The 19,349-nt window shown below is 65.0% G+C and carries 17 protein-coding genes; 3 read left to right on the top strand and 14 right to left on the bottom strand.

All coding sequences use genetic code 11. From position 1 onward, the window contains the following. Positions 1-2: 2 nt before the first annotated feature. From AM2010_RS12795 to AM2010_RS12770, 6 genes are read right to left on the bottom strand one after another with little or no spacing between them, the layout of a single operon-like run. Positions 3-1,286, bottom strand: coding sequence for a TRAP transporter large permease (locus AM2010_RS12795; protein ID WP_047807400.1), 1,284 nt, complete (start codon positions 1,284-1,286; stop codon positions 3-5). Then, positions 1,286-1,753, bottom strand: coding sequence for a TRAP transporter small permease (locus AM2010_RS12790; protein WP_047807399.1), 468 nt, complete (start codon positions 1,751-1,753; stop codon positions 1,286-1,288). The genes AM2010_RS12795 and AM2010_RS12790 overlap by 1 nt, the downstream gene beginning before the upstream one ends. Before the next feature lie 2 nt (positions 1,754-1,755). After that, a complete protein-coding gene (locus AM2010_RS12785; RefSeq protein ID WP_053044086.1) occupies positions 1,756-2,784 on the bottom strand; it encodes a TRAP transporter substrate-binding protein in 1,029 nt (342 codons plus the stop codon). Positions 2,785-2,786: 2 nt separating this feature from the next. Continuing rightward, positions 2,787-4,403, bottom strand: coding sequence for a family 43 glycosylhydrolase (locus tag AM2010_RS12780; protein WP_047807398.1), 1,617 nt, complete (start codon positions 4,401-4,403; stop codon positions 2,787-2,789). Further along, the gene (locus AM2010_RS12775; protein WP_047807397.1) at positions 4,403-5,404 is read right to left on the bottom strand and encodes an alpha/beta hydrolase; all 1,002 of its coding nucleotides are present in this window, start codon (positions 5,402-5,404) and stop codon (positions 4,403-4,405) included. Before AM2010_RS12775 ends, AM2010_RS12780 begins: the two co-directional genes overlap by 1 nt. Before the next feature lie 40 nt (positions 5,405-5,444). Next, the gene (locus AM2010_RS12770) at positions 5,445-8,180 is read right to left on the bottom strand and encodes a TonB-dependent receptor (RefSeq protein WP_047807396.1); all 2,736 of its coding nucleotides are present in this window, start codon (positions 8,178-8,180) and stop codon (positions 5,445-5,447) included. A gap of 179 nt (positions 8,181-8,359) precedes the next feature. Between AM2010_RS12770 and AM2010_RS12765 the strand changes: the two genes are divergently transcribed. Further along, on the top strand, positions 8,360-9,700 hold the full coding sequence (locus AM2010_RS12765; protein WP_201784055.1) for a pectate lyase family protein: 1,341 nt from the start codon (positions 8,360-8,362) through the stop codon (positions 9,698-9,700). Between the two features lie 83 nt (positions 9,701-9,783). Next, positions 9,784-10,134 carry a cupin domain-containing protein gene (locus AM2010_RS12760; protein WP_047807977.1) on the top strand — a complete coding sequence of 117 codons (351 nt, stop codon included), beginning with the start codon at positions 9,784-9,786 and terminating at the stop codon, positions 10,132-10,134. A 36-nt stretch (positions 10,135-10,170) separates the two neighbouring features. Here AM2010_RS12760 and AM2010_RS12755 read toward each other — a convergent pair whose 3' ends face one another. From AM2010_RS12755 to AM2010_RS12735, 5 genes are all read right to left on the bottom strand, one after another. Then, the gene (locus tag AM2010_RS12755) at positions 10,171-11,724 is read right to left on the bottom strand and encodes a carboxylesterase/lipase family protein (RefSeq protein WP_047807976.1); all 1,554 of its coding nucleotides are present in this window, start codon (positions 11,722-11,724) and stop codon (positions 10,171-10,173) included. Continuing rightward, positions 11,711-12,733, bottom strand: coding sequence for a sugar kinase (locus tag AM2010_RS12750; RefSeq protein ID WP_276325046.1), 1,023 nt, complete (start codon positions 12,731-12,733; stop codon positions 11,711-11,713). Before AM2010_RS12750 ends, AM2010_RS12755 begins: the two co-directional genes overlap by 14 nt. Continuing rightward, a complete protein-coding gene (gene kduD, locus AM2010_RS12745; RefSeq protein ID WP_047807393.1) occupies positions 12,730-13,503 on the bottom strand; it encodes a 2-dehydro-3-deoxy-D-gluconate 5-dehydrogenase KduD in 774 nt (257 codons plus the stop codon). The genes AM2010_RS12750 and kduD overlap by 4 nt, the downstream gene beginning before the upstream one ends. 98 nt (positions 13,504-13,601) lie before the next feature. Then, on the bottom strand, positions 13,602-14,234 hold the full coding sequence (locus AM2010_RS12740; RefSeq protein ID WP_047807392.1) for an RpiB/LacA/LacB family sugar-phosphate isomerase: 633 nt from the start codon (positions 14,232-14,234) through the stop codon (positions 13,602-13,604). A gap of 133 nt (positions 14,235-14,367) precedes the next feature. Continuing rightward, on the bottom strand, positions 14,368-15,393 hold the full coding sequence (locus AM2010_RS12735) for a LacI family DNA-binding transcriptional regulator (protein WP_047807391.1): 1,026 nt from the start codon (positions 15,391-15,393) through the stop codon (positions 14,368-14,370). A 177-nt stretch (positions 15,394-15,570) separates the two neighbouring features. On the opposite strand from AM2010_RS12735, the gene AM2010_RS12730 reads away from it, so the two are divergent. Continuing rightward, a complete protein-coding gene (locus tag AM2010_RS12730) occupies positions 15,571-16,329 on the top strand; it encodes a 2-keto-4-pentenoate hydratase (protein ID WP_236699466.1) in 759 nt (252 codons plus the stop codon). 18 nt (positions 16,330-16,347) lie between these two features. Here AM2010_RS12730 and AM2010_RS12725 read toward each other — a convergent pair whose 3' ends face one another. From AM2010_RS12725 to AM2010_RS12715, 3 genes are read right to left on the bottom strand one after another with little or no spacing between them, the layout of a single operon-like run. Further along, complete coding sequence (locus tag AM2010_RS12725; RefSeq protein ID WP_047807389.1) at positions 16,348-17,595, bottom strand: adenosylmethionine--8-amino-7-oxononanoate transaminase; 1,248 nt, start codon at positions 17,593-17,595, stop codon at positions 16,348-16,350. After that, positions 17,592-18,215 (bottom strand): dethiobiotin synthase, encoded by a 624-nt coding sequence (gene bioD / locus AM2010_RS12720; RefSeq protein ID WP_047807388.1) that lies wholly within the window; start codon positions 18,213-18,215, stop codon positions 17,592-17,594. Before bioD ends, AM2010_RS12725 begins: the two co-directional genes overlap by 4 nt. Further along, on the bottom strand, positions 18,212-19,333 hold the full coding sequence (locus AM2010_RS12715) for an 8-amino-7-oxononanoate synthase (RefSeq protein WP_047807387.1): 1,122 nt from the start codon (positions 19,331-19,333) through the stop codon (positions 18,212-18,214). Before AM2010_RS12715 ends, bioD begins: the two co-directional genes overlap by 4 nt. Between the last annotated feature and the right edge of the window lie 16 nt (positions 19,334-19,349).

Here is a 19,349-nt window from a genome sequence, read left to right as displayed (position 1 = left end):
CGCTATTGCCCGATAACCTGCGGCAGCCAGAGCGACAGTGCCGGGACATAAGTGATTAGCAGCAGGGCCGCGATCAGGGTCAGGTAGAACGGCCAGATCGTGCGCACCAGCGCGGTCACCGGCACCTTGCCCACTGCCGAGCCGACGAAGAGCACCGATCCCACCGGCGGCGTGACGAGGCCGATGCCCAGGTTCAGCATCATGATGATCCCGAAATGCACCGGGTCCACCGCCACGCCCATCGCCACGGGCAGGAAGATCGGCGTCGTGATCACGATCAGCGGGGCCATGTCCATGAACGTGCCCAGCGCCAGGAGCATGAGATTGATGATCAGCAGGGTCAGCAGCGGATTCTCGGTCATCAGCGCGATCAGCGAGGCAAGCGCCGCCGGCACTTCCAGCAGCGCCAGCGCGAAGCCGAAAGCCGTCGCGGCGGCAATGATGAACAGGACCATCGAGGCTGTCCGGACGGACTTGGCCGCCGCCTCCCACGTGCCCCGCCAGCCGAGACTGCGATAGACGAATGCGCCGATCAGCACCGTATAGATCACCGCCACGGCCGAGCTTTCGGTGGGGGTGAAGAAGCCGCTGAGAATGCCGCCCATGATGATGACCGCCGTCATCAGGCCGGGGATGGCATAGGCCGCAGCGCGGATGAATTCACGCCAGCCGGGGAAGCGCCCCACCGGCAGGCCGCGGCGCCGGGCCACCACCCACGCGGCGAGCATCAACATCGCCCCCGTCAGCAGGCCCGGGATGATACCGGCCAGGAACAGGTCGCCGATCGAAACGCCGATCCCCGAAGCCGCCGAATAGATGATCATGTTGTGCGATGGCGGGATCAGCAGGCCGACGATCGCCGCGGTGACGGTAACGTTGACCGCGTAATCGCCGGGATAGCCCTTGTCCCGCATCAACGGCACCATCGTGGAGCCGATGGCAGAGGCGCTGGCAATGGCCGAACCCGACACCGCGCCGAACATCATCGAGGCACCGACATCGACAATGCCGAGGCCGCCGCGAACCCGGCCGACGGCGGCGTCCGCCACGCGCACGAGCCGGTCGGCAATGCCCGCCCGGTACATCAGGTCGCCCGCGAAGATGAAGAACGGGATCGCCATCAGCGTAAACACGCTGATGCCCGCGGCAACGCGCTGAACTGCGACGATCGGAGGAATGCCCATCGCCGCAAAGCAGCACAGCGCCGCCGCCAGCAGCGAAAAGGCCACCGGCACACCGATCGCCAGCAGTATGAACAGCACGCCGAAAAGGACCAGGAGTTCCATCAGGCGTTACCCTCTTCTACCGGACTGCGGCCGCGCAGGATTTGCGGGATCGCGAACACGGTCATCAGCAGGCCGGATATCGGCAGCGGGACATAGGCAACGGCCCGGCTCAATCCCAGCGAAGGCACGGCATTGCCCCTTACCGCCCAGCAAAGCTGCGCGCCGTAGATCAGCAGCACCAGACCCGCGAGCGCGATGACCAGCGCGACCATCCGTGCAACGCCCCGGCTGCTGTCGCCCAGCTTCTCTTCCAGCAAAGTGATACGGATGTGGAAGCCTTCGTACACGCCGGCGGCCGAGGCGAACATGACGTACCAGATCATCAGGATCAGCGAGGCCTGCTCGGTCCAGGACGGGCTCGAATCGAGCATGAAACGACCGAAGACCTGCCAGCCGATGATTGCCGTCATGGCGATCAGCCCGGCTGCGCCGAAGCCGATCAGCCAGCGCGCGATGGTTGCGGCCATGATCAACCCTCCCTCATCGCAAGGATGCGTTCGACGACCGATTTTTGCTGTGGCGTGGTGATGAACTGTTCCCAGACCGGGCGCATCAGCGCGGCGAACGGTTCTTTCTCGACTTCGTTCACCGCGACGGAGGAGGCGGCGATCGTCGCCTTCGCCTCTGTCACGCGCAGATCCCACAGGCGCCGCATCTCACCGACCGACAACCGGGCCGCTTCGCGCACCAGGTCCTGGTCTTCGGGCGAGAGGCGATCCCAGCTTATCTTGCTCATCACAAGCGCCTCAGGCGTCAGCAGGTGCTCGGTCAGGCTCTGGTACGTGGCAACTTCGTAATGGCGTGCGCTGACGAACGAAGGCCAGTTGTTCTCCGCCCCGTCGATCACCCCCTGGGCCAGCGACTGGTAGACTTCGCCGAACGGGATTGGCACGGCGTTCGCGCCAAGCGCATTGATCATCGCCACGTAGAGATCCGATGCCGGCACGCGCAGCTTCAGGCCGGCCATGTCGTCGGGCGTGCGGATCGCACGGCGCGTGTTGTAGAAACTGCGCGCGCCTGAATCGTAAATGCACAGGCCGATCAGGCCGTGTGGCTCCATCGCCGCGAGCACTTCCTCGCCCACTTCACTGTCGACCACGCGGCGCATGTGCGGCACCGATTCGAAGACGAACGGCAACGAGAACGGCAGCGTCATCGGTTCGACCGAATTGAGCGGCGCGAAGTTCACGCGGTTGAGGTCCAGGCCGCCGAAGCTGGTTATCTCCAGGGTATCGGTCTCGCTGCCCAGCTGGCCACCGGCATAGACCTTGATCCCCAGGCGCCCGCCCGTCCGCTCGGCCAGGTATTGGCCCATGAACTCCACCGCCTTCACGGTGGGGTAGTCAGCCGGATGGGCGTCCGCCCCGGTCAGCAGGCCGGACATGCGCGACTTGCAGCCGGGCAGGGCCGCTGCCGCGGAAAGCGCCAGCCCGCCGGCCAGCAGGCGCCGCCGGGAAACTGCACCCTGTGCAGCGGAGGAGAAACGGCTGCTCCCCATCGTCAGTCGTCGAGCGCGGTGAAACGGAAATCGCGGAACTTTGCCTCTCCCGGTCCGGCGGCATAGAGCCCCGGGCGCAACATGTGGAAGCCCCCGCGGACATTGTGGTGGTAACCGGATACTTCCATCCCGCGGTCGAAACGGTGCCAGGTGCGCCCGCCGTCGCCGCTGGTGTCGAAGGTGACGATATGTTCACGGTTGGTCACCCGCATCCGCATCCGCCCGCCGTGGGGATTGGCCGGGCGCGCCCGCTCGATCCCGTACTGGTGCGTCACGAAGCGATCGGCGTCGAATCCGAGCCCGCAGTAGAGCTTGTGGTCGTAAAACAGCACCAGACCAGCCCGTCCGCCGGGCGCGATCTCGATATCGCACTCGAAACGGTAACTGCGGTCGCCGGCGGTGATCAGCAGGGGCGAGCCGCTCGACGGTGCATCCCCCTTCCCCGCAAGCCGCAGGACGCCGCCGCCGGCGTGGACACGATCCGCCTCGTCCGGCGCCGGGCGGAAGAATGCCCACTTGCTGCCCAGGGCGAGCGGCCCGGAGAAATCGTCGGACAGCGCCATGCCATGCGGCTGCGCCTCGCCCCCGCGCGGCTTCTCGATTGGCTGCGACAAGTCGCCCCCGGTCATTTCGAACCAGCCATCGGGCGTGAAGCGCACCGGATCCATCAGGCACTGACGGCCCAGCGTCCAGAACCCGTTTTCGTAACCGTGATAGAGCGACCACCAGCTGCCGTCGGGCGCCTCGACCAGCGAGGCGTGGCCGCGCGACCACCAGGCCTCGTCGATCGAAGTCGTGCGTACCAGCGGGTTGCCCGGATGGTGTTCCCATGGGCCATGAAGCGAGCGTGCACGCGCGGCGATGACCATGTGCCCGGTGGGCGGCCCCGCTGTCCCGCCGACCGCGGTAAGCATGTAGAACCAGTCACCGATCCGGTGGATCTTCGGCCCTTCGGGCGCGAACCCCTCGACGATCCAGTCAGAAGGATAGCGCCATGGATCGTAAACATGCTCGACCTCGCCCGCGAGCGAGAGGTTGTCATCCGACAGGCGCACACGGTCGCCGCCCGAAAGGAACAGCCACCGGCTGCCGTCTTCGGCGACGGCGTGGCACGGATCGATGTGATCGTGCAGGCCCAGTGGGACAGGATCGCTCCACGGCCCCTCGATCGCGTCGGCCCAGGTCACGAAGATATCGTTCTGCGGGCTTGCCTTGACGGGGATGTAGAGGAGGTAGCGACCGCGATCCTTGTGCAGGCTGGGCGCCCAGACGGAGCCGATGTTGCGATGAAGCGCGGGCTTGAGCGGGCGCCAGTTCACCAGGTCGCGCGAATGCCAGATCGTCAGCCCGGGATAGGCATCGAAGGTGGAGAACGTGACGTAATAGTCGTCACCGTCCTTGAGGATCGCCGGATCGGGGCGATCGCCCGAAATGACCGGGTTCAGGAAGGTGCCGTTACCCTGGTCGGGCACCCGCTGGTTGTCGAAACCGCGCAGGTAGGTGCGCTGCGTCGCCTGGGCAGGCTCATGCGCTCCGGCAGTCGATGTGAAAGCTCCGAAAGGCGCGGCAATGCCGACTGCCCCGGAACCAACGAGAAGAGAACGACGATCGATTGTCATCAGGTCAGCCCCGTTCCGCGTGCCCATTCACGCCATAAATCCGGCCAGGCAGCGACCGGCTTGCCGCTTGCCTTGCGCAGCCCGAAACCATGTCCGCCGTGCCGGAACAAATGGGTTTCTACCGGCACTTCCCGTGCCTTCAGCGCGGCACGCAGAAGCAGACTGTTGTCGACCGAGACCACATCGTCGTCCTCTGCGTGGAGAATAAAGAATGGCGGCGCATCGCGCGGCACATTTCGATGCGGAGAATGCGCGTCTTCAAGAGCGCCGGTCGGTGAAGGCCCGAGCAGCCGTTCGCGCGACCCTGCGTGGGCGTGCGATGTCTGCATTGCGATCACCGGATAGATCGGCGCGGCGCAGATCGGCCTGGCACCCAATTGATCCGCATCGTCCACTGGATCGTATGTGCGATGGGCAAACCGTGTCGAAAGATCGGCACACAAATGGCCGCCGGCGGAAAATCCCATGGCGGCAACCCGCTCCGGATCGAGTGCGAAATCGGCGTGGCGATGCCGGATGAGCCGCATGGCGCGCTGTGCATCCGACAGGCAGACGTCGGGACCTGCCGCCCAACCGTCGTAGGGCAAGCGATAAAACAGGACGAACGCCGTGAAGCCGCGGGCGGACAGCCAGCGCGCCATTTCATAGCCTTCCTTGTCCACCACGACATGGCGATACCCGCCGCCCGGGATCAACAGAACCGCCGCGCCATTGGGCCGATCGGGCCGAAACACCGAAAGGCGGGGCACCACCACACCGCGCACGGCACGGTCAGCTATCAGCGGGTCGCTCGAACGCTCCTCCACCTGCTCGACCGGCAGTCTCGCGGGCAGACCCGGAGCACCTTCTGGCCAGAGATCGATCGTTTCGTTCGGCTGCGGCAGACCGGGAGGTGGAGCGCCGCTTGCAGAAGGCGGCGGGGTCTGGGCGGCAAGTCTGGCACCGCCCAGAAGAGAGACGGCGAGGCCCGCACCGAGCAAAGATCTACGATCGCTGTTCATGTGCGAGCCCCCCCTCACTTTGACCACTTCGGGATCGAACTCAGAATTCGACGCGCGCGCCGGCCATGATGATCCGCCCGAAGTGATTGTTCTCGTAGTTCCGGCGTGTCGGATCGTCGGCCCAGCGATAGCGATACTGGTCGGTCAGGTTGTTCCCGTCCAGCAGCAGTTCGATATTGTCGGTCAGCTTGTAACGGATCGACGCATCGAGGTTAAAGGTGGAGCCGAAGCCTTCGAGGAAGTTGTTATTGCCGCTGCCACCTGTGTTGTAGTCGCTACGGTAAGCGCCCGAGACACGGACCGAGAACCGCCCGGTGTCGTAGTAGATCGTACCGTTGGCCGAATACTTCGAAACACCGGGGAAGGTGATCTCGTAGATCTCGTTCCCGAACTCCTCGTCCCGGTTGCTGTCGACATAAGTGACATTGCCAAGAACGCCGAAGTCGCTGAGGAACGATGCACTGGTAAAGGCAGAGAACGGCAGGTTCAGACCAAGTTCCAGGCCCTTGATGACCGCGCCTTCGCCATTGAGCGTCGTGCGGGCCTCGAACAGCCGGTTCGGATCGGTGCCGTTCACCACAGCGTCGTATGCCGGGGTCCCTGAGGTCAGGAGCGAGGTTGGCAGGCCGCTCTGCGCATATGTGATTTCGCGCGAGGCACTGACCGGGAAGCTCTCGATGTCCTTGATGAAGCCGGCCAGAGACAGGATCGCACCCGGGGCGAAATACCATTCGAGCGACAGATCGTAGTTCCACGCCCGATAGGGTTCGATGAACGGATTGCCCGACGTGATGCGGAAGTTGAATTCGTCAACCGTGCCCCCCGGAGTGAGCTGGCCGAGCGTCGGCCGCGTGATAACCTGGGCGATCGCGCCGCGGATGATGAAATTATCCGACGGGAAAACGTTCACGTTAACTGCAGGCAGGAAATCGTCGTAGCTACGCTCGACAGTGACGTACTGGCCGGAAACGAAACCCTGCGAAGCCTGTTCGGTATGCGCATAGCGAACACCGAAATTGCCGGTCATCCGAACACCCGGATCGATCTCGAAATCGGTCTGGAAGTAGCCGCCCTTGACCTCTTCGGTCACGCCGCGTTCGTCACCTTCGCGCGTGACGGCGGGAATGCCGTAAAGATCCAGGAACGCGACCGCCGCATCGAGATCGGGGACGATCCAGGCATTGGTATTGCCCGAGGGCTGCCCTGCATCGCCCAGCTCGAACAGCTCGGCCAGATCAGGCGTTACCGGCGCGCCGTAGGCACCCGGCTCGCAATCGAAGGCGGAGCAGTACTGGCTGTCACGCCGCGCACTGGTCGTGAAAAACTCGAACTTGCGATAGAACGGTCCAGCCGACAAACGCAGGCCGTCGACCGGCTCGTATTCGAGATCGAGCGCAATGGTCCTGAACTTGTTTTCGACCTGGCTCGGCCGGTCGCGGAATTCCGCGAGCTGGAAATTGCCTGGCTGGGTCACGTCGGTGCCGAACGTGAGGCGCGGGAATTTCATGTCGGCGTAGTCGTAACTGTACTCTCCGTCCCGGTCGTCGAAGATGATCGTGGTTTCGACAGGGATGGACGCATCCGACTTCGAAAAACCGCCGAAAAGCGTGGCAGTGAAGTCGCCGAACTGCTGCTCGAGCCGGCCTGAAACCTGATAGAAGTCGGTTTCGCTTTCCCGGTGATAGCGCTCGTTGCGGATCCAGGCGTTGGACAGGTCCGCGCTGATCATGTTGTTATTGCCGTCGATGGTATAATCGACAACATCGATTTCATCTTCGTTGGAACGCAGCAGCACCTCGCCCCAATACTCGTCGCGGTCTTCCTTGAAGTTGGAATAGAGCGCGTTGATTTCGATGTTGGTGCTGTCGGTCGGCCGGAACTGGAGCGCGGCAGTCGCGCCCAGCCGCTCGCGCTCGTGATTGACGAGGCCGTAACGCGGGATGCGCGGATGGAATGCGTCACGCACTTCGACGCAGCCGGGGTCCGCCGGGTTGACATCGCAATCGACCCCGCCGACAGAACGGAAGGCGGCATCATTCGCCCAGCGCACGGAATTGTTGCCCAACTCAGCCGTTTCGTACTTCGACCAGGCGACCGACGCCGACACGCCGAAAGTCTCGTCCGCATTATTCCATGCGGCCAGGCCGGCAAGGCGCGGCGAAATGTCATCGTTGAGATCGTTGTAGCGCCCCTGCGCGGTGACGACGAACTTGCTCCCCGCGCCAAAGGCGAGCGGGTTCCCCGTGCTGAGATCGATCACCGCACCCAGCGACCCTTCGTCCAGCTTCGCCGATGCGGTCTTGTTGACGACGATCGAATTGAACAGCTCGGACGCAAAAACGTTAAAGTCGAACGCGCGATCGCGGTTCGAAGCGGCGCCATCGACAGAGGTGGCGATCGTTTCCATCCCGTTGACGCGCACGCGGGTGAACTGCGCGCCCAGGCCACGAACCGTGATCTGGCGCCCTTCGCCCGCATCACGCTCGATCGCTACGCCAGGAATTCGCTGGAGCGATTCGGCAAGGTTGGTGTCCGGAAATTTCGCGATGTCTTCAGCAACGATAACGTCGACCTGGCCGACTGCCTCGCGCTTGGCCGCAACGGCGGCATTCAGCGATTCGCGGAAGCCCGAAACGACGATGACATTGCCTTCGTCGGCAACTTCTTCGGCATCCAGCGTGGCGCCTTCCTGCGCGAAGGCCATGTGCGGCAAGATCAGCGCACACCCAGCCAGAAGGGCTGCCTTGGTGCGACGGGAAACGAGCGGGTACTTCATAATTCCTCCCCAAAATGGCACCGGTGTCTTTTTGGGGTGAGTTTGCAGGCACCTCAGCGCCACACCCAATCGACATCCGATCATTCCCAACTCCGGCCTTTTTTGGTAACCGGTGTCATTCTTCATTGCCTATGCGGGCAACCCTTGTCAAGTTGTGTCGGAGAGGAGAAGCCATGAAAATGAAATTGACCGCACGCCTGGCCGCTTTTGCCGGAGCTGTAAGCCTGTTGATCGCCGTCCCCGGACATGCCGCACCAGCCGATCCGACCGAGGGCGGAAAGGGCGGACGCATCATAAAGGTGACGTCGCTGGCGAAGGATGGGCCCGGCAGTCTGGCGGAAGCGCTCGCGGCTTCGGGCCCGCGAATCATCGTGTTCGAAGTCGGCGGCGCGATCGACCTCGACCGCTCTTCGTTGCAGATCAGCGAACCTTACGTCACCATCGCCGGCCAGACCGCCCCTTCCCCCGGCATTACCCTGCTGCGTGGCGGAATCGACGTGAAGACACACGATGTAAAGATCACCCATCTGCGCGTGCTGACGGGTGCCGCCGGGCAAGCCAAGCGAAGCGGGTGGGAAGCCGACGCCTTTTCTACGGCCGGCGCGGCGAACGTCCTGGTCGAAAACAATACCTTCATGTGGGCCATCGACGAGAACATGTCCGCCAGTGGCCCGCGCTTCACTGGCGAATCGGTGGAAGACTGGCGCAAGGGCACTAGTCACAACATAACCTTCCGGCTCAACCTGGCAGCCGAAGGGCTGGCGGATTCGAGCCATCCGAAGGGTGAGCATTCCAAGGGCTCGCTGGTCCACGACAATGCGACCGGCATAGTGTTCGATCGCAACATCTGGGCGCATAACGTCGAACGCGCGCCCCTGGTGAAAGGCGGGGCGCAAGTCGCGCTGATAAACAACCTGATCTACAATCCGCAGCTTCGCGCGGTTCATTACAATCTGATGGACCTGGAATGGGCCGGCCAACCCCACGTTACGGGCGAGATTACCGCGGTCGGCAATATCATGCGCGGCGGGAACGATACGGACGAGGGCCTGCCCTTCCTCATGCTCGGCGGCGTGGGTGATCTGGCGTACTACGGCAAGGACAACATTGTGGTGGACCGCCACGGCAACGCGCTCCCGGAATTCGGGAGATATGGCCACACCCGCGCACAACTCATTCGCTCCGATACGCCCCTGGCCGATCTTTCCGGGTTCGACATCCTCCCTTCGGCGGACGTCGAAACGACTTTGCTCGCCACCGCCGGTGCGCGTCCCTGGGATCGGGGCGAGGAAGAGATTCGGGTCCTGTTCTATATCGCCGAAGGGCGGGGCGAGATCATCGATTCGGAAGATGAAGTCGGCGGCTATCCGGAGTTGCCCGAGACTGCGGCGCCCTTCCGCGAAGCCGACTGGGATCTCGGCACGATGACCCCGCGCAATGGCAGCTACCCGGGACAGAAGGCCGGCGCGCAGGAGCACCTGTCACCTCGCGATCGCCAGATGCGGGGAAATGCACAATGATCCGCCGCTGGATACTGGCCGCGACCCTGGCTCTTCCCGCTTGCGCAGCCGCCTCGGACACCGATTCGGACAGCGCCCCGCCGATGGTCGTCGTCGCCGAAGCGGATGTCATGGTGCGCGAGGCGCCTCCGCACGGCGCGATCGGCATGTCCACCGCCTATCGCATCAGCGACGCCGCCCCCCAGCCGCGCAGGATGGAATTCCGGCGTCGCGTCCTCGATCCGGGTGCGGCAGTGGGCGAACATCCGATCAGCCATGACGAAGTCTACTACGTGACCTCAGGTCGCGGCGTGGTGATATCGGATGGCAAGGAGGCGGAGCTAAAGCCCGGCATGGCTGCCTATCTCTACGAAGGGGCCGTTGTCGGGATCCGGCAAGTCGGGCCGGAACCCCTGTCGATCATCATCGCATATCCGGTGGAGCTGCGCGACTAACCGCGCGCCTCCCCCGCCCACTGCGAACGCACAGCGTCAGCTTCCTGGCTGGATATAGGGAGCGGTCGCCCATAGCTCACGCTGCCAACGCCGCGGGTCGGCGACCATCGTTGTCGTCCCGTCGCCGATCACCAGCGTTTCGCGGTTGGGCAGAGTATAGGCATTCCAGTGCGCCAGTCCCGGGCGCCCCGTGCGGGCCAAACCGGTGAAAGCGGCAATCATCGCCCTGCTGGTATCGGCAGCTCCACGATCGGTGCCCGAATAGCTGCCCGGGGCACCGAGCGTCCCGAAGACGTAGGGAATATCGTCCGTATGGGCAGCACCGCGCAGCGCATCGACCGGCGATGGCCGGTCGAGCTGATAAACCCAGGTCGCTTGCGCACCGGCACGCGCGCGCGCATCGGCCTCGATCACCTGCCCTGGCCAGCTTCGGCCCGCCGTTGTCGCAGCGTAGAATACCTGCATCGCCGACCAGTCCGGATAGTGCGCCCGATACTGTGCGACGACCCACCTGGGATCGAGGTCGATGCGGATCTGCGGTGTCAGACGCTCGGCAATGTTCGACCAGTCGATACCCGACAGAATCGGACCGCGCGGGTCGATGAAGGCCTTCGTCTCGTGCAGCGTATTGCCCAGAATCATCGGTATATGCAGCGATTGCGGCGCTGCATCGGGCCAGAACGGGTGGCGGGGAAGATTTGTCATGTCGAGCACGGGACCAAAGTAGACCCGTCCGCCGAGAATGGGGTCGCGCGCGCCCAATCCTTCCACCAGCCGCTCGGTCGGCAGAGCGAGAAGCGCTCCTATGTCGCCTTCGCGTACACCGATCTCGGCCAGGAACGCTCGTGTACGGGCCTGCGCATTGGCCGGGCCGCTGGCCGTCACCTGTTGCCCGCTCATGGTCGCGGCCGAATGAAACAGACCGTTGGCAGCGGGCATGGCCATCAAGGTCGCGATTTTCGCTCCGCCGCCCGATTGCCCGAAGACCATCACGCGCGAAGGATCGCCGCCGAATGCGCCGATGTTCGCACGCACCCATTCGAGCGCGCGGATGAGATCGAGCTGACCGAGATTGCCGCTATCGGCAAATTGGCTGCCGTAGGGCGAAAGCCAGCCGTAGCCGAATACGTTGAGCCGCTGGTTCACGGTGACCACCACGACATCGCCCTGTTCGGCGAGGTGCTGGCCGTGAGTTAGCGGATCGGTGACGGTTCCCGACGTGTAGGCGCCGCCGTGGAAATAGACCATCACAGGGCGTTTCGCTCGCACATCCGGATCGGGCGTCCAGACATTGAGGAACAGGCAATCCTCGCTCTGGCGATGGTCCTGCAGGCCGAGTTGGGGCGCAATGGGGCCAAACGCGGTGGCCTCCAGGCGCTCGCCGGCATCGGAAACCGCTACGGGCGGTGCGAAACGGTCGGCTCTGGCATATCGGATGCCAAGGAATGCCGCGACCGGCCCGGCGCGCAGTCCGCGATAGCGTCCCGCTTCCGGCTGTGGGCGTGCGGCCCACGTCGGCCCTGCGGCCACGCCGGCCCCGGCCGCCATGCCAGCCACGAAAGTCCGCCGGTCGATCCTAGCGCCGGACATCGCCGCCGCCAGCATCGAAAGCGTCCAGTTCCGCCCGGCTGGCGAAAATCATGTCGCCGGTGATCCCGTGCTTCATCACCGCCATCGCGAGGGCGGACTTGGCCATCTCCTGCGCGCTGGCCCCTTCGAGGTAACGCAGCAGGAGGCCTGCGGCGAAGGCATCGCCCGTGCCGATGCGGTCGATCACGCCTTCGATCCGCACTTCGCCGGTTTGCCAGTGATCGTCGCGCCGATCGACCCGCGCCGCCAGACGGTGGATCTGCCCGGTTTCGACATGGCGCGCGGTCGAGGCAATCAGTTCCAGCGAAGGGAAAGCGGCGAACGCTGCCTCCGCCGCTTCGCGCCGCCGATCGGGTCCATCGCCGGAAAAGGTTTCCCCCAGCAGCAAGGAAATGTCGCGGTGGTTGCCGATCAGAATGCGCGCCTCGCCGACAAGCTCGCGCAGAATCTCCCGCGGGTTGGAATCCCACGCCTCCCACAGGTTCGCGCGATAGTTGCCGTCGAAACAGATCGGCACGTCCGCCGCCCTCGCTGCCGCCTGTGCCGCGCGGGCCAGTTCGACGCCGCGAGGCCCGAGAGCCGGAGTAATTCCCGACATGTGCAGCAGGCCCGCACCATCGAGTGCGCCGGCAAAGTCCAGATCGTTCGGCGAAGCTTCCGCGAAGGCACTTGCGCTACGATCATAGGTCACTCGACCGGCTACCGGGCCGGCAGGCGGTTCGAAGAAATACAGGCCCATGCGGCCCGGCCCGGTTGCGATGGTGCCGGTGTCCACGCCGGCCGAGGCCAGAGTGGCCCGCGCCATGCGGCCAAGCGGATTGTCGGGAACGACCGTGAGCATCCGTGCCGGCTGTTCGAGGCTGGCGAGGGCAGCCGCCACATTGGCCTCCGCCCCGCCCACCGCGATATCGAGCGCCGTTGCGCGCGCCAGCGGCAAGCCTGCCGGCGGCGACAGGCGTGCGAGCATTTCGCCGAAGCAAACGACCGGCGCCGGCACAGATCTGTTCACCGTGCCAGCCAGCCGCCGTCGACCGCGAGGATGTGGCCCTGGACGTAGTCTGCAGCCCGACTGGCGAGGAAGACCGCGGCACCGCCGATATCCGACGGGTCGCCCCAGCGCTGCTCGGGGATACGTTCGAGGATCTGGCGGTTGCGCGTCTCGTCCGCCTGCAGTGCGGCGGTGTTGTTGGTCGCGATATAGCCCGGCGCGATCGCGTTGACGTTGATGCCGAGCGGCGCCCATTCGTTGGCCAGCAGCTTGGTCAGCCCGCCGACGCCCGATTTGCTGGCGGTATAGCTGGGAACGCGGATTCCGCCCTGGAAGGTCAGCATCGAGGCGATGTTCACGATTTTACCGCGTGTGCCCTGTTGCGAAGTCCACTGCGTCATGTGGCGGGCGGCGGCCTGGCAGAGGAAGAACAGCGATTTGAGATTGGTGTCCATCACCGCGTCCCAGTCTTCCTCGGAGAACTGGAACGCATCCTCGCGGCGGATGATCCCGGCATTGTTGACCAGGATGTCGAGCCGGCCGAGCTTGTCGACCACGCTGTCGACGACATCGGCGACGGGTTCGATCGAGGACAGGTCGGCCGAAATCAGCTCGCACCGGCGGCCCAGCGCGCAGACCTTTTCCGCGGTCTCGTCCGCGGCGCTCCGCCCGACGGCGGCGATGTCGGCCCCCGCCTGGGCCAGCGCGAGCGCAATGCCCTGCCCGATCCCGGTATTGGCGCCCGTGACGACGGCGGTTCGCCCCGTCAAATCGAAGGAGTTGGCTGTCATAACTCTCCCTTTCCAGCTCAGGCCCGGCGGCCGCGCGTTCCAGCGCGATCGCCGACACCTGATCCCGGTTCAGCCGGTCTGTGCGATTCCCGAAAGGATCAAAGGTTGCGCAGGTAGTCGCTGATCGCTTCGTCCTGCGAGTTGGCGTAGAAATATTCGCCGAAACGCTCGCCCGCAATGGCCGCGCGCAGCAGATCCTGGTCGACCGTTTTCAGCACGGTCAGCATGTCGTGGCACGACGCGTCCTTGAGGTCGGACAGGATGCCGCGGTTCTTGCGCATGACATCGGCCCGTTCGCGCGGATAGCCGGCGCCGGCCTCGTTCTCGAACAGCTTGCGGTAGCAATCCTGCAGGTTCAGCTCGGCCGCCCAACCGAAGCCCTTGGCATAGGGCATCGAGATCGCATTGCCGGCGTTGATCTGGTTGAACAGGAAGGCATCGGTCGGGTCGATCACGAGGCCGCAGAACACGCCCGGCATCGAATTGCAGGCGAGCATCGAGCCCATGCCCGTGCCGCACCCGGTGACGACGAAATCGGCCGCCTTCGAGTTGAGCAGGATGCCGGCCAGCAGGCCGTTCATCACATAAGTCAGCGAAGCCGAATCCTCGGCCGTGTACATGCCGTAATTGTGCACTTCGTGGCCGAAGGGTTCGGCAACCGTCGTCAGCGCCTCGTGAATGATGCCGTTTTTGGCGGCCTGGCTGTTTTCGGTGATGAGAGCAATTTTCATGGGTTCTCCCTGCCCGCAATAGGGCTCTGATACGAAGTTCGTGTGTCCGATTCCCCGCAAGCGATACAGTTTAGGAAACCGGTGTCAAAAACCGTTTCTACCCGCAAAGCGGGGGGCATTTCAACCGCGTCAATCAGATTTCTTTTGCGGGCGGCGCGACCGAACTGCGCGTGACCAGGCGCGCGGGAAAGCACGAAGGGCGCGCGTCCGCCATGTCGGGGGCAACCAGCTTGAGCGCAGCCGCCTTGCCCATCTGGCGGATCGGCCAGCCGACCGTCGTCATCGGGGGCCATATATGGGCTGCGATCGGCGAATCGTCGAAACCCACGATCGAGAAGTCGCGCGGAACCTCGACGCCGCGTGCACGCGCCGCGTGGTAGGCGCCAGCAGCCATTTCGTCGTTGCTTGCGAACACGGCGGTGACGCGCGGTTCCACGGACAGCAGGCGATCGGCCCCTTCCACGCCGGAATTGAACCGGTAGTTCCCCGGCACGATCGCATCCTGCGGCACGTCGAGACCATGCCTGCGCATCGCAGACAGGAACCCTTCGCGCCGTTCGAATGCGGACCGGAAACCGACAGGACCCTCGATCAGGCCGATCCGGCGATGGCCCTGTTCCACGAGGTAATCGACCACCCCTTCCACCATCTGGCGATCGTTCGACTGGACGAGATGTTCGGCTTCGTCGAGCGCGGCTGACCCCATGCGGACATAACCGCAGCCCATGTCGCGGCAGAGCGCGGCCAGCTCGTCATCTTCCGAGATCGGCGGCAGGATCAGCACGCCATAGAGCCGCTGCAATTCCAGAAAATTGCGAATATCGTCGAGCATTCCGGGCGAATGCCGATCGACCGGGCGAACCACGAGCGCAAATTCGGTATCCCGGATCGCGTCGAGCACCCCTTCCTGAAAATTCAGCACGGTCTGCGCATTGGGATTGTCGTGCAGCAATCCGAGCAGGAAATTGCGCCGAAGCGCCAGCGCACGCGCCTGCGGATTGGGGACATAGCCCAGCTGCGCGATCACCGCTTCGACTTTCTCGCGCGTGTCCAGCTTGAGCAGGGGCGACCGGTTGATCACCCTGCTCACGGTCTTCTTGGAAACGCCCGCGACCCGCGCGACATCATTGATCGTCGGCTGTTTGTCCGACTTGTTCATGTGTTCGAACTCCCACCCCTTCAGGGTACATCCGGGTCTTAGAGGATGTTTCAGTTTCCCCAAAGCGCCGTACCACAAAAGTTTTGACACCGGTTTCCTAATGGATCAGTAACGGGGTTGGATAGCAGTTTGGGGGAGGGTTCCGTCTTGAGTGTCGCTGCGCGTGATATTGCTGAAGTGTTTGTAAATGCCCGGCGATCGGGTGATGCGCTGAGTGCCTATCCCGGCGGAACTGCGCCCGCCGACCTCGATGAAGCCTATGCCATCCAGGATATGGCGCTGGAGATCTGGAACCGGCCCGTGGGCGGATGGAAAGTCGGCAAGATCAACCCGCCCGCCGACGATGCCCTTGGCGCCAACCGCCTTGCCGGCCCGATCTTTTCCGACACCATCGTTGTGGCTCAGCACGAGCCGGTGCCCATGCCCGTCTTCAAACAGGGGTTCGCCGCGGCAGAGGCGGAGTTCATGCTTCGCCTTGCACCGCCGGCCCCCGATGCACCGGTGCCGCAATCGAATGAAGAAGCGATGGCCTGGATCGACGAAGTGCGAATCGGCATAGAGATCGCCTCTTCCCCCTACCCCGGTATCAATCGCGACGGGCCCTGCGTAACGGTGTCCGACCACGGGAACAATGCCGGGCTGGTCCTGGGCGCGCCGGTCGGGCGCGGGCTGTGGGACGACCTGTCCACGATCGAGGCGACGCTTGAAATAAACGGCGAAAGCGTGGGCCGCGCGACGACCGCCACCATGCTCGACGGGCCGTTCGGCGCGGTACGCTTCCTGCTCGGCAACCTTGCGGGCCGGGGCATCGCGCCTGCCGCCGGCTGGTGGGTATCGAGCGGCGCCATAACCGGCGTGCACGAAGTGGCGCCGGGCGATGCCGTGGTCGCGCGCTTTTCAGGCGTGGGCGACCTCGCCGCCACGATCGCCCGATAGCGTCAGACCCAGATAGCGTCAGACTTCGTCCAGCGCGCAGGCGATAACCCGATAGATCCGGTCCAGATCGTCATCCCCGATGCAATAGGGCGGCATGACATAGACGGTGTTCCCCAGCGGGCGCAGCAGAACGTCATGCTCGCGAAAGAAACGGAGCAGCCGGGGGGCGAGATCGGACAGATACCCTTCGGCGGCCCCGATATCGAGCGCGGCGATCGTGCCCAGATGCCGCAGGTTCGATGCGCGCGGGTGATCGGATAGCGCGGCCAGCGCCGCCGCCTGCCTGCGCGACAGGTCCGCGACACGTTCGCGCACCGGCTCCTCCCGCCAGATCGCCAGGTTCGCCGCCGCCGCGGCACAGGCGATCGGATTGGCGGTGTAGCTGGACGAATGGAAGAACATCCGCGCGCGATCTTCGGCGTAATGCGCGGCGAATACCGGCTCGCTCGCCATCGTCACCGCGAGCGGGATCGCCCCGCCGGTGAGACCTTTCGACAGGCACAGAATGTCCGGCGAAACATGCGCCTGATCGCAGGCCAGCAAACTGCCCGTGCGGCCCCACCCGGTCATCACTTCATCCGCGATGAACAGCACGCCGTGCCGAACGCAGATCGCGTGCATGGCCTTCAGCGTGTGGGCGGAATAGGCCAGCATCCCGCCGGCACCCAGAATCAGCGGCTCCACGATAAACGCCGCCGCACCGGCGCTGCACGCCCGTTCCAGCGCGTCCAGCGCGGCCTGTTCGCGCCCTTCGCCGGGGAAGGGAATCGTTTCGACATCGAACAGCAGCGGTTCGTAAGCGCGGTTGAAGGCGCCCCGCGCACCGACCGACATCGCGCCGATCGTATCCCCGTGGTAACCGTGTTCCAGCACCAGAATGCGATGACGCGGCTCCCCGCGATGGAGCCAGTAGCCGAGCGCCATCTTCAGCGCGACTTCGACGCTGGTCGATCCCGAATCGGAAAAGAACACGCGCGTCAGGCACTCGGGCATGATCGCGCGCAGTCCGGCGGCGACCGTTTCCGCCGGTTCGTGCGTCCAGCCGGCGAATATGATCTGGTCGAGCCGCGCCGCCTGTTCGGCAATGGCAGCGGCGATCCGGGGGTGAGCGTGGCCATGCGTGGTGACCCACCATGACGAGATCGCATCGATCACACGCCGCCCTTCGCGGGTGTGCAAGGCTGCCCCTTCCGCCCGCACGACTTCGGGGATCGGGTCGACCAGGCCGTGCTGGGTAAAGGGGTGCCAGATCGGCGAGCCGGTCATGCGAAATCCCCTGCGCTGAAATTCGCGCGAAACGCCGCTGCCAGGCTATCGGCGGACAGCGGATCGAGCCAGGGAAGCCGCCCCAGGCGAGGGACTTTGCCGAAATCGCAGATCGTTCGTTCGCTGTCCTCGTTCGCCTCGCCGACGAAGGCGACGCCCAGAATGGACACGGCCCGCGCGCGCAATGCCTCCAGCGTCAACAGGCTGTGGTTGATCGTGCCCAGCCGCGTGCTGGCCACCACCACGGCCGGGCATCCCCAGCGCGCGAACAGATCGGCATAGAGCGTCTGCCGCGTCACCGGCACCAGTGCGCCCCCTGCGCCCTCCACCACCAGTGCGCCATCGCGCCGCGGCGGGTCCAGCCGCGCGAGGTTGATTTCGACACCGTCGATTTCCGCCGCACGATGGGGGGAACACGGGGTGCCGAGGCGATAGGCTTCCGGCAGGATCTTTCCCGGCGCGACGCCCAGCGCCGCCACGCTCGCGGCATCGCCGCCGTCCTCCGTCCCGGCCTGGACCGGTTTCCAGTAATCGGCCCCCAACATGGCCGCGAGCCCGGCGGCGAATACGGTCTTGCCGACATCGGTGTCGGTCCCGGTGACGACAACGGTTTGGCTCACAGCACATCCTCCAGCGCCGCGATCAGCGCCGACACATCGCCTTCGGTCACGTTGAGCGTCAGCGATATGCGCAGGCGGGACGTCCCTTCGGGGACAGTCGGCGGGCGAATCCCGCGCACGTCGAACCCGCGATCCTGCAATGCGGTTGCGGCGGCCATCGTTCGCCGGTCGTCGCCCAGGATGACCCGCTGGATCGGCGTATCGGTCGCCTCGGCGCCCAGCCGGGCCAGCCCGCGCGCGGCATGGGCGACCAGCGCGTGCAAGCGTTCGCGCCGCTCTGGCTCGTCCTGCAGCGCGCGCAGGCTCTCCCGCACGACCGCGGCCATCAGCGGCGACGGGGCGGTGGAGAATATGAACTGCCGCCCCCGGTTGACGATAAATTCGCGGACCAGCGCCGGCCCGACCAGCAACGCCCCCTCGCACCCCAACGCCTTGCCGCAGGTCTTCAGCGAGATCACGTTGTCCGCCCCGTCCAGCGCTTCGGCCAGGCCGCGCCCGTCGGTGCCGAACACGCCGGTGGCATGGGCCTCGTCGATCAGCAGCATGGCATCGGCCTGCCGCGCCAGTTCGGCGAAATCGGCCAGCGGCGCCCGGTCGCCATCCATGCTGTAGAGGCTTTCGACCGCGATCCACGGCGTGCCCCGCCCGCCGCTGCGGCGCCAGCGGGCAATCGCGTCCGCCGCGGCGGCCACGTCGTTGTGCGGGAAACCGGCCACCTCCGCCCGCGCGAGCCGAATGCCCTCGCGCGCGCTGGCATGCACCAGATCGTCGTACACGATCAGGTCGCCGCGCTGGGGCAGGGTCGAAAACAGCAGCGTATTGGCGCAATAGCCGGAGCCGACGAAAACCGCGCTGCCAGTGCCGAAGAACCGGGCGGCCTCGTCTTCCAGCAGCGTGTGTTCGGGCGCGTTGCCGCGCAGCAGCCGCGAACCGCCCGATCCGACCGGGACCTGGCGCGCGGCGGCATCGCAGACCGCGCGGCGCAGGCGCTCCGACCCGGCGAGGGCGAGGTAGTCGTTGGACGCGAAATCGATCCCCGTTCGCGGGGAAAGCCGCCGCCCCCGCCCGCGGTGTTCAAGCACGTCGAGATCGCGCCGCAAGGTATCGAGTGCCGTCATCGCCGCGCCGCCTAGC

This window comes from Pelagerythrobacter marensis (assembly GCF_001028625.1).
Classification (GTDB): domain Bacteria; phylum Pseudomonadota; class Alphaproteobacteria; order Sphingomonadales; family Sphingomonadaceae; genus Pelagerythrobacter; species Pelagerythrobacter marensis.
The sequence above is the reverse complement of the archived record's forward strand: the minus strand, read 5'-3'. Positions and strand labels throughout refer to the sequence as shown.

Bases quoted from the DNA above. Each gene is read 5' to 3' on its own strand.
- AM2010_RS12735 (WP_047807391.1), bottom strand. From the start codon at position 15,393: ATGAACAAGTCGGACAAACAGCCGACGATCAATGATGTCGCGCGGGTC.
- AM2010_RS12795 (WP_047807400.1), bottom strand. From the start codon at position 1,286: ATGGAACTCCTGGTCCTTTTCGGCGTGCTGTTCATACTGCTGGCGATC.
- AM2010_RS12740 (WP_047807392.1), bottom strand. From the start codon at position 14,234: ATGAAAATTGCTCTCATCACCGAAAACAGCCAGGCCGCCAAAAACGGC.
- AM2010_RS12715 (WP_047807387.1), bottom strand. From the start codon at position 19,333: ATGACGGCACTCGATACCTTGCGGCGCGATCTCGACGTGCTTGAACAC.
- AM2010_RS12770 (WP_047807396.1), bottom strand. From the start codon at position 8,180: ATGAAGTACCCGCTCGTTTCCCGTCGCACCAAGGCAGCCCTTCTGGCT.
- AM2010_RS12755 (WP_047807976.1), bottom strand. From the start codon at position 11,724: ATGTCCGGCGCTAGGATCGACCGGCGGACTTTCGTGGCTGGCATGGCG.
- AM2010_RS12775 (WP_047807397.1), bottom strand. From the start codon at position 5,404: ATGAACAGCGATCGTAGATCTTTGCTCGGTGCGGGCCTCGCCGTCTCT.
- AM2010_RS12725 (WP_047807389.1), bottom strand. From the start codon at position 17,595: ATGACCGGCTCGCCGATCTGGCACCCCTTTACCCAGCACGGCCTGGTC.
- AM2010_RS12785 (WP_053044086.1), bottom strand. From the start codon at position 2,784: ATGGGGAGCAGCCGTTTCTCCTCCGCTGCACAGGGTGCAGTTTCCCGG.
- AM2010_RS12790 (WP_047807399.1), bottom strand. From the start codon at position 1,753: ATGGCCGCAACCATCGCGCGCTGGCTGATCGGCTTCGGCGCAGCCGGG.
- AM2010_RS12780 (WP_047807398.1), bottom strand. From the start codon at position 4,403: ATGACAATCGATCGTCGTTCTCTTCTCGTTGGTTCCGGGGCAGTCGGC.
- AM2010_RS12760 (WP_047807977.1), top strand. From the start codon at position 9,784: ATGGTCGTCGTCGCCGAAGCGGATGTCATGGTGCGCGAGGCGCCTCCG.
- kduD (WP_047807393.1), bottom strand. From the start codon at position 13,503: ATGACAGCCAACTCCTTCGATTTGACGGGGCGAACCGCCGTCGTCACG.
- AM2010_RS12765 (WP_201784055.1), top strand. From the start codon at position 8,360: ATGAAATTGACCGCACGCCTGGCCGCTTTTGCCGGAGCTGTAAGCCTG.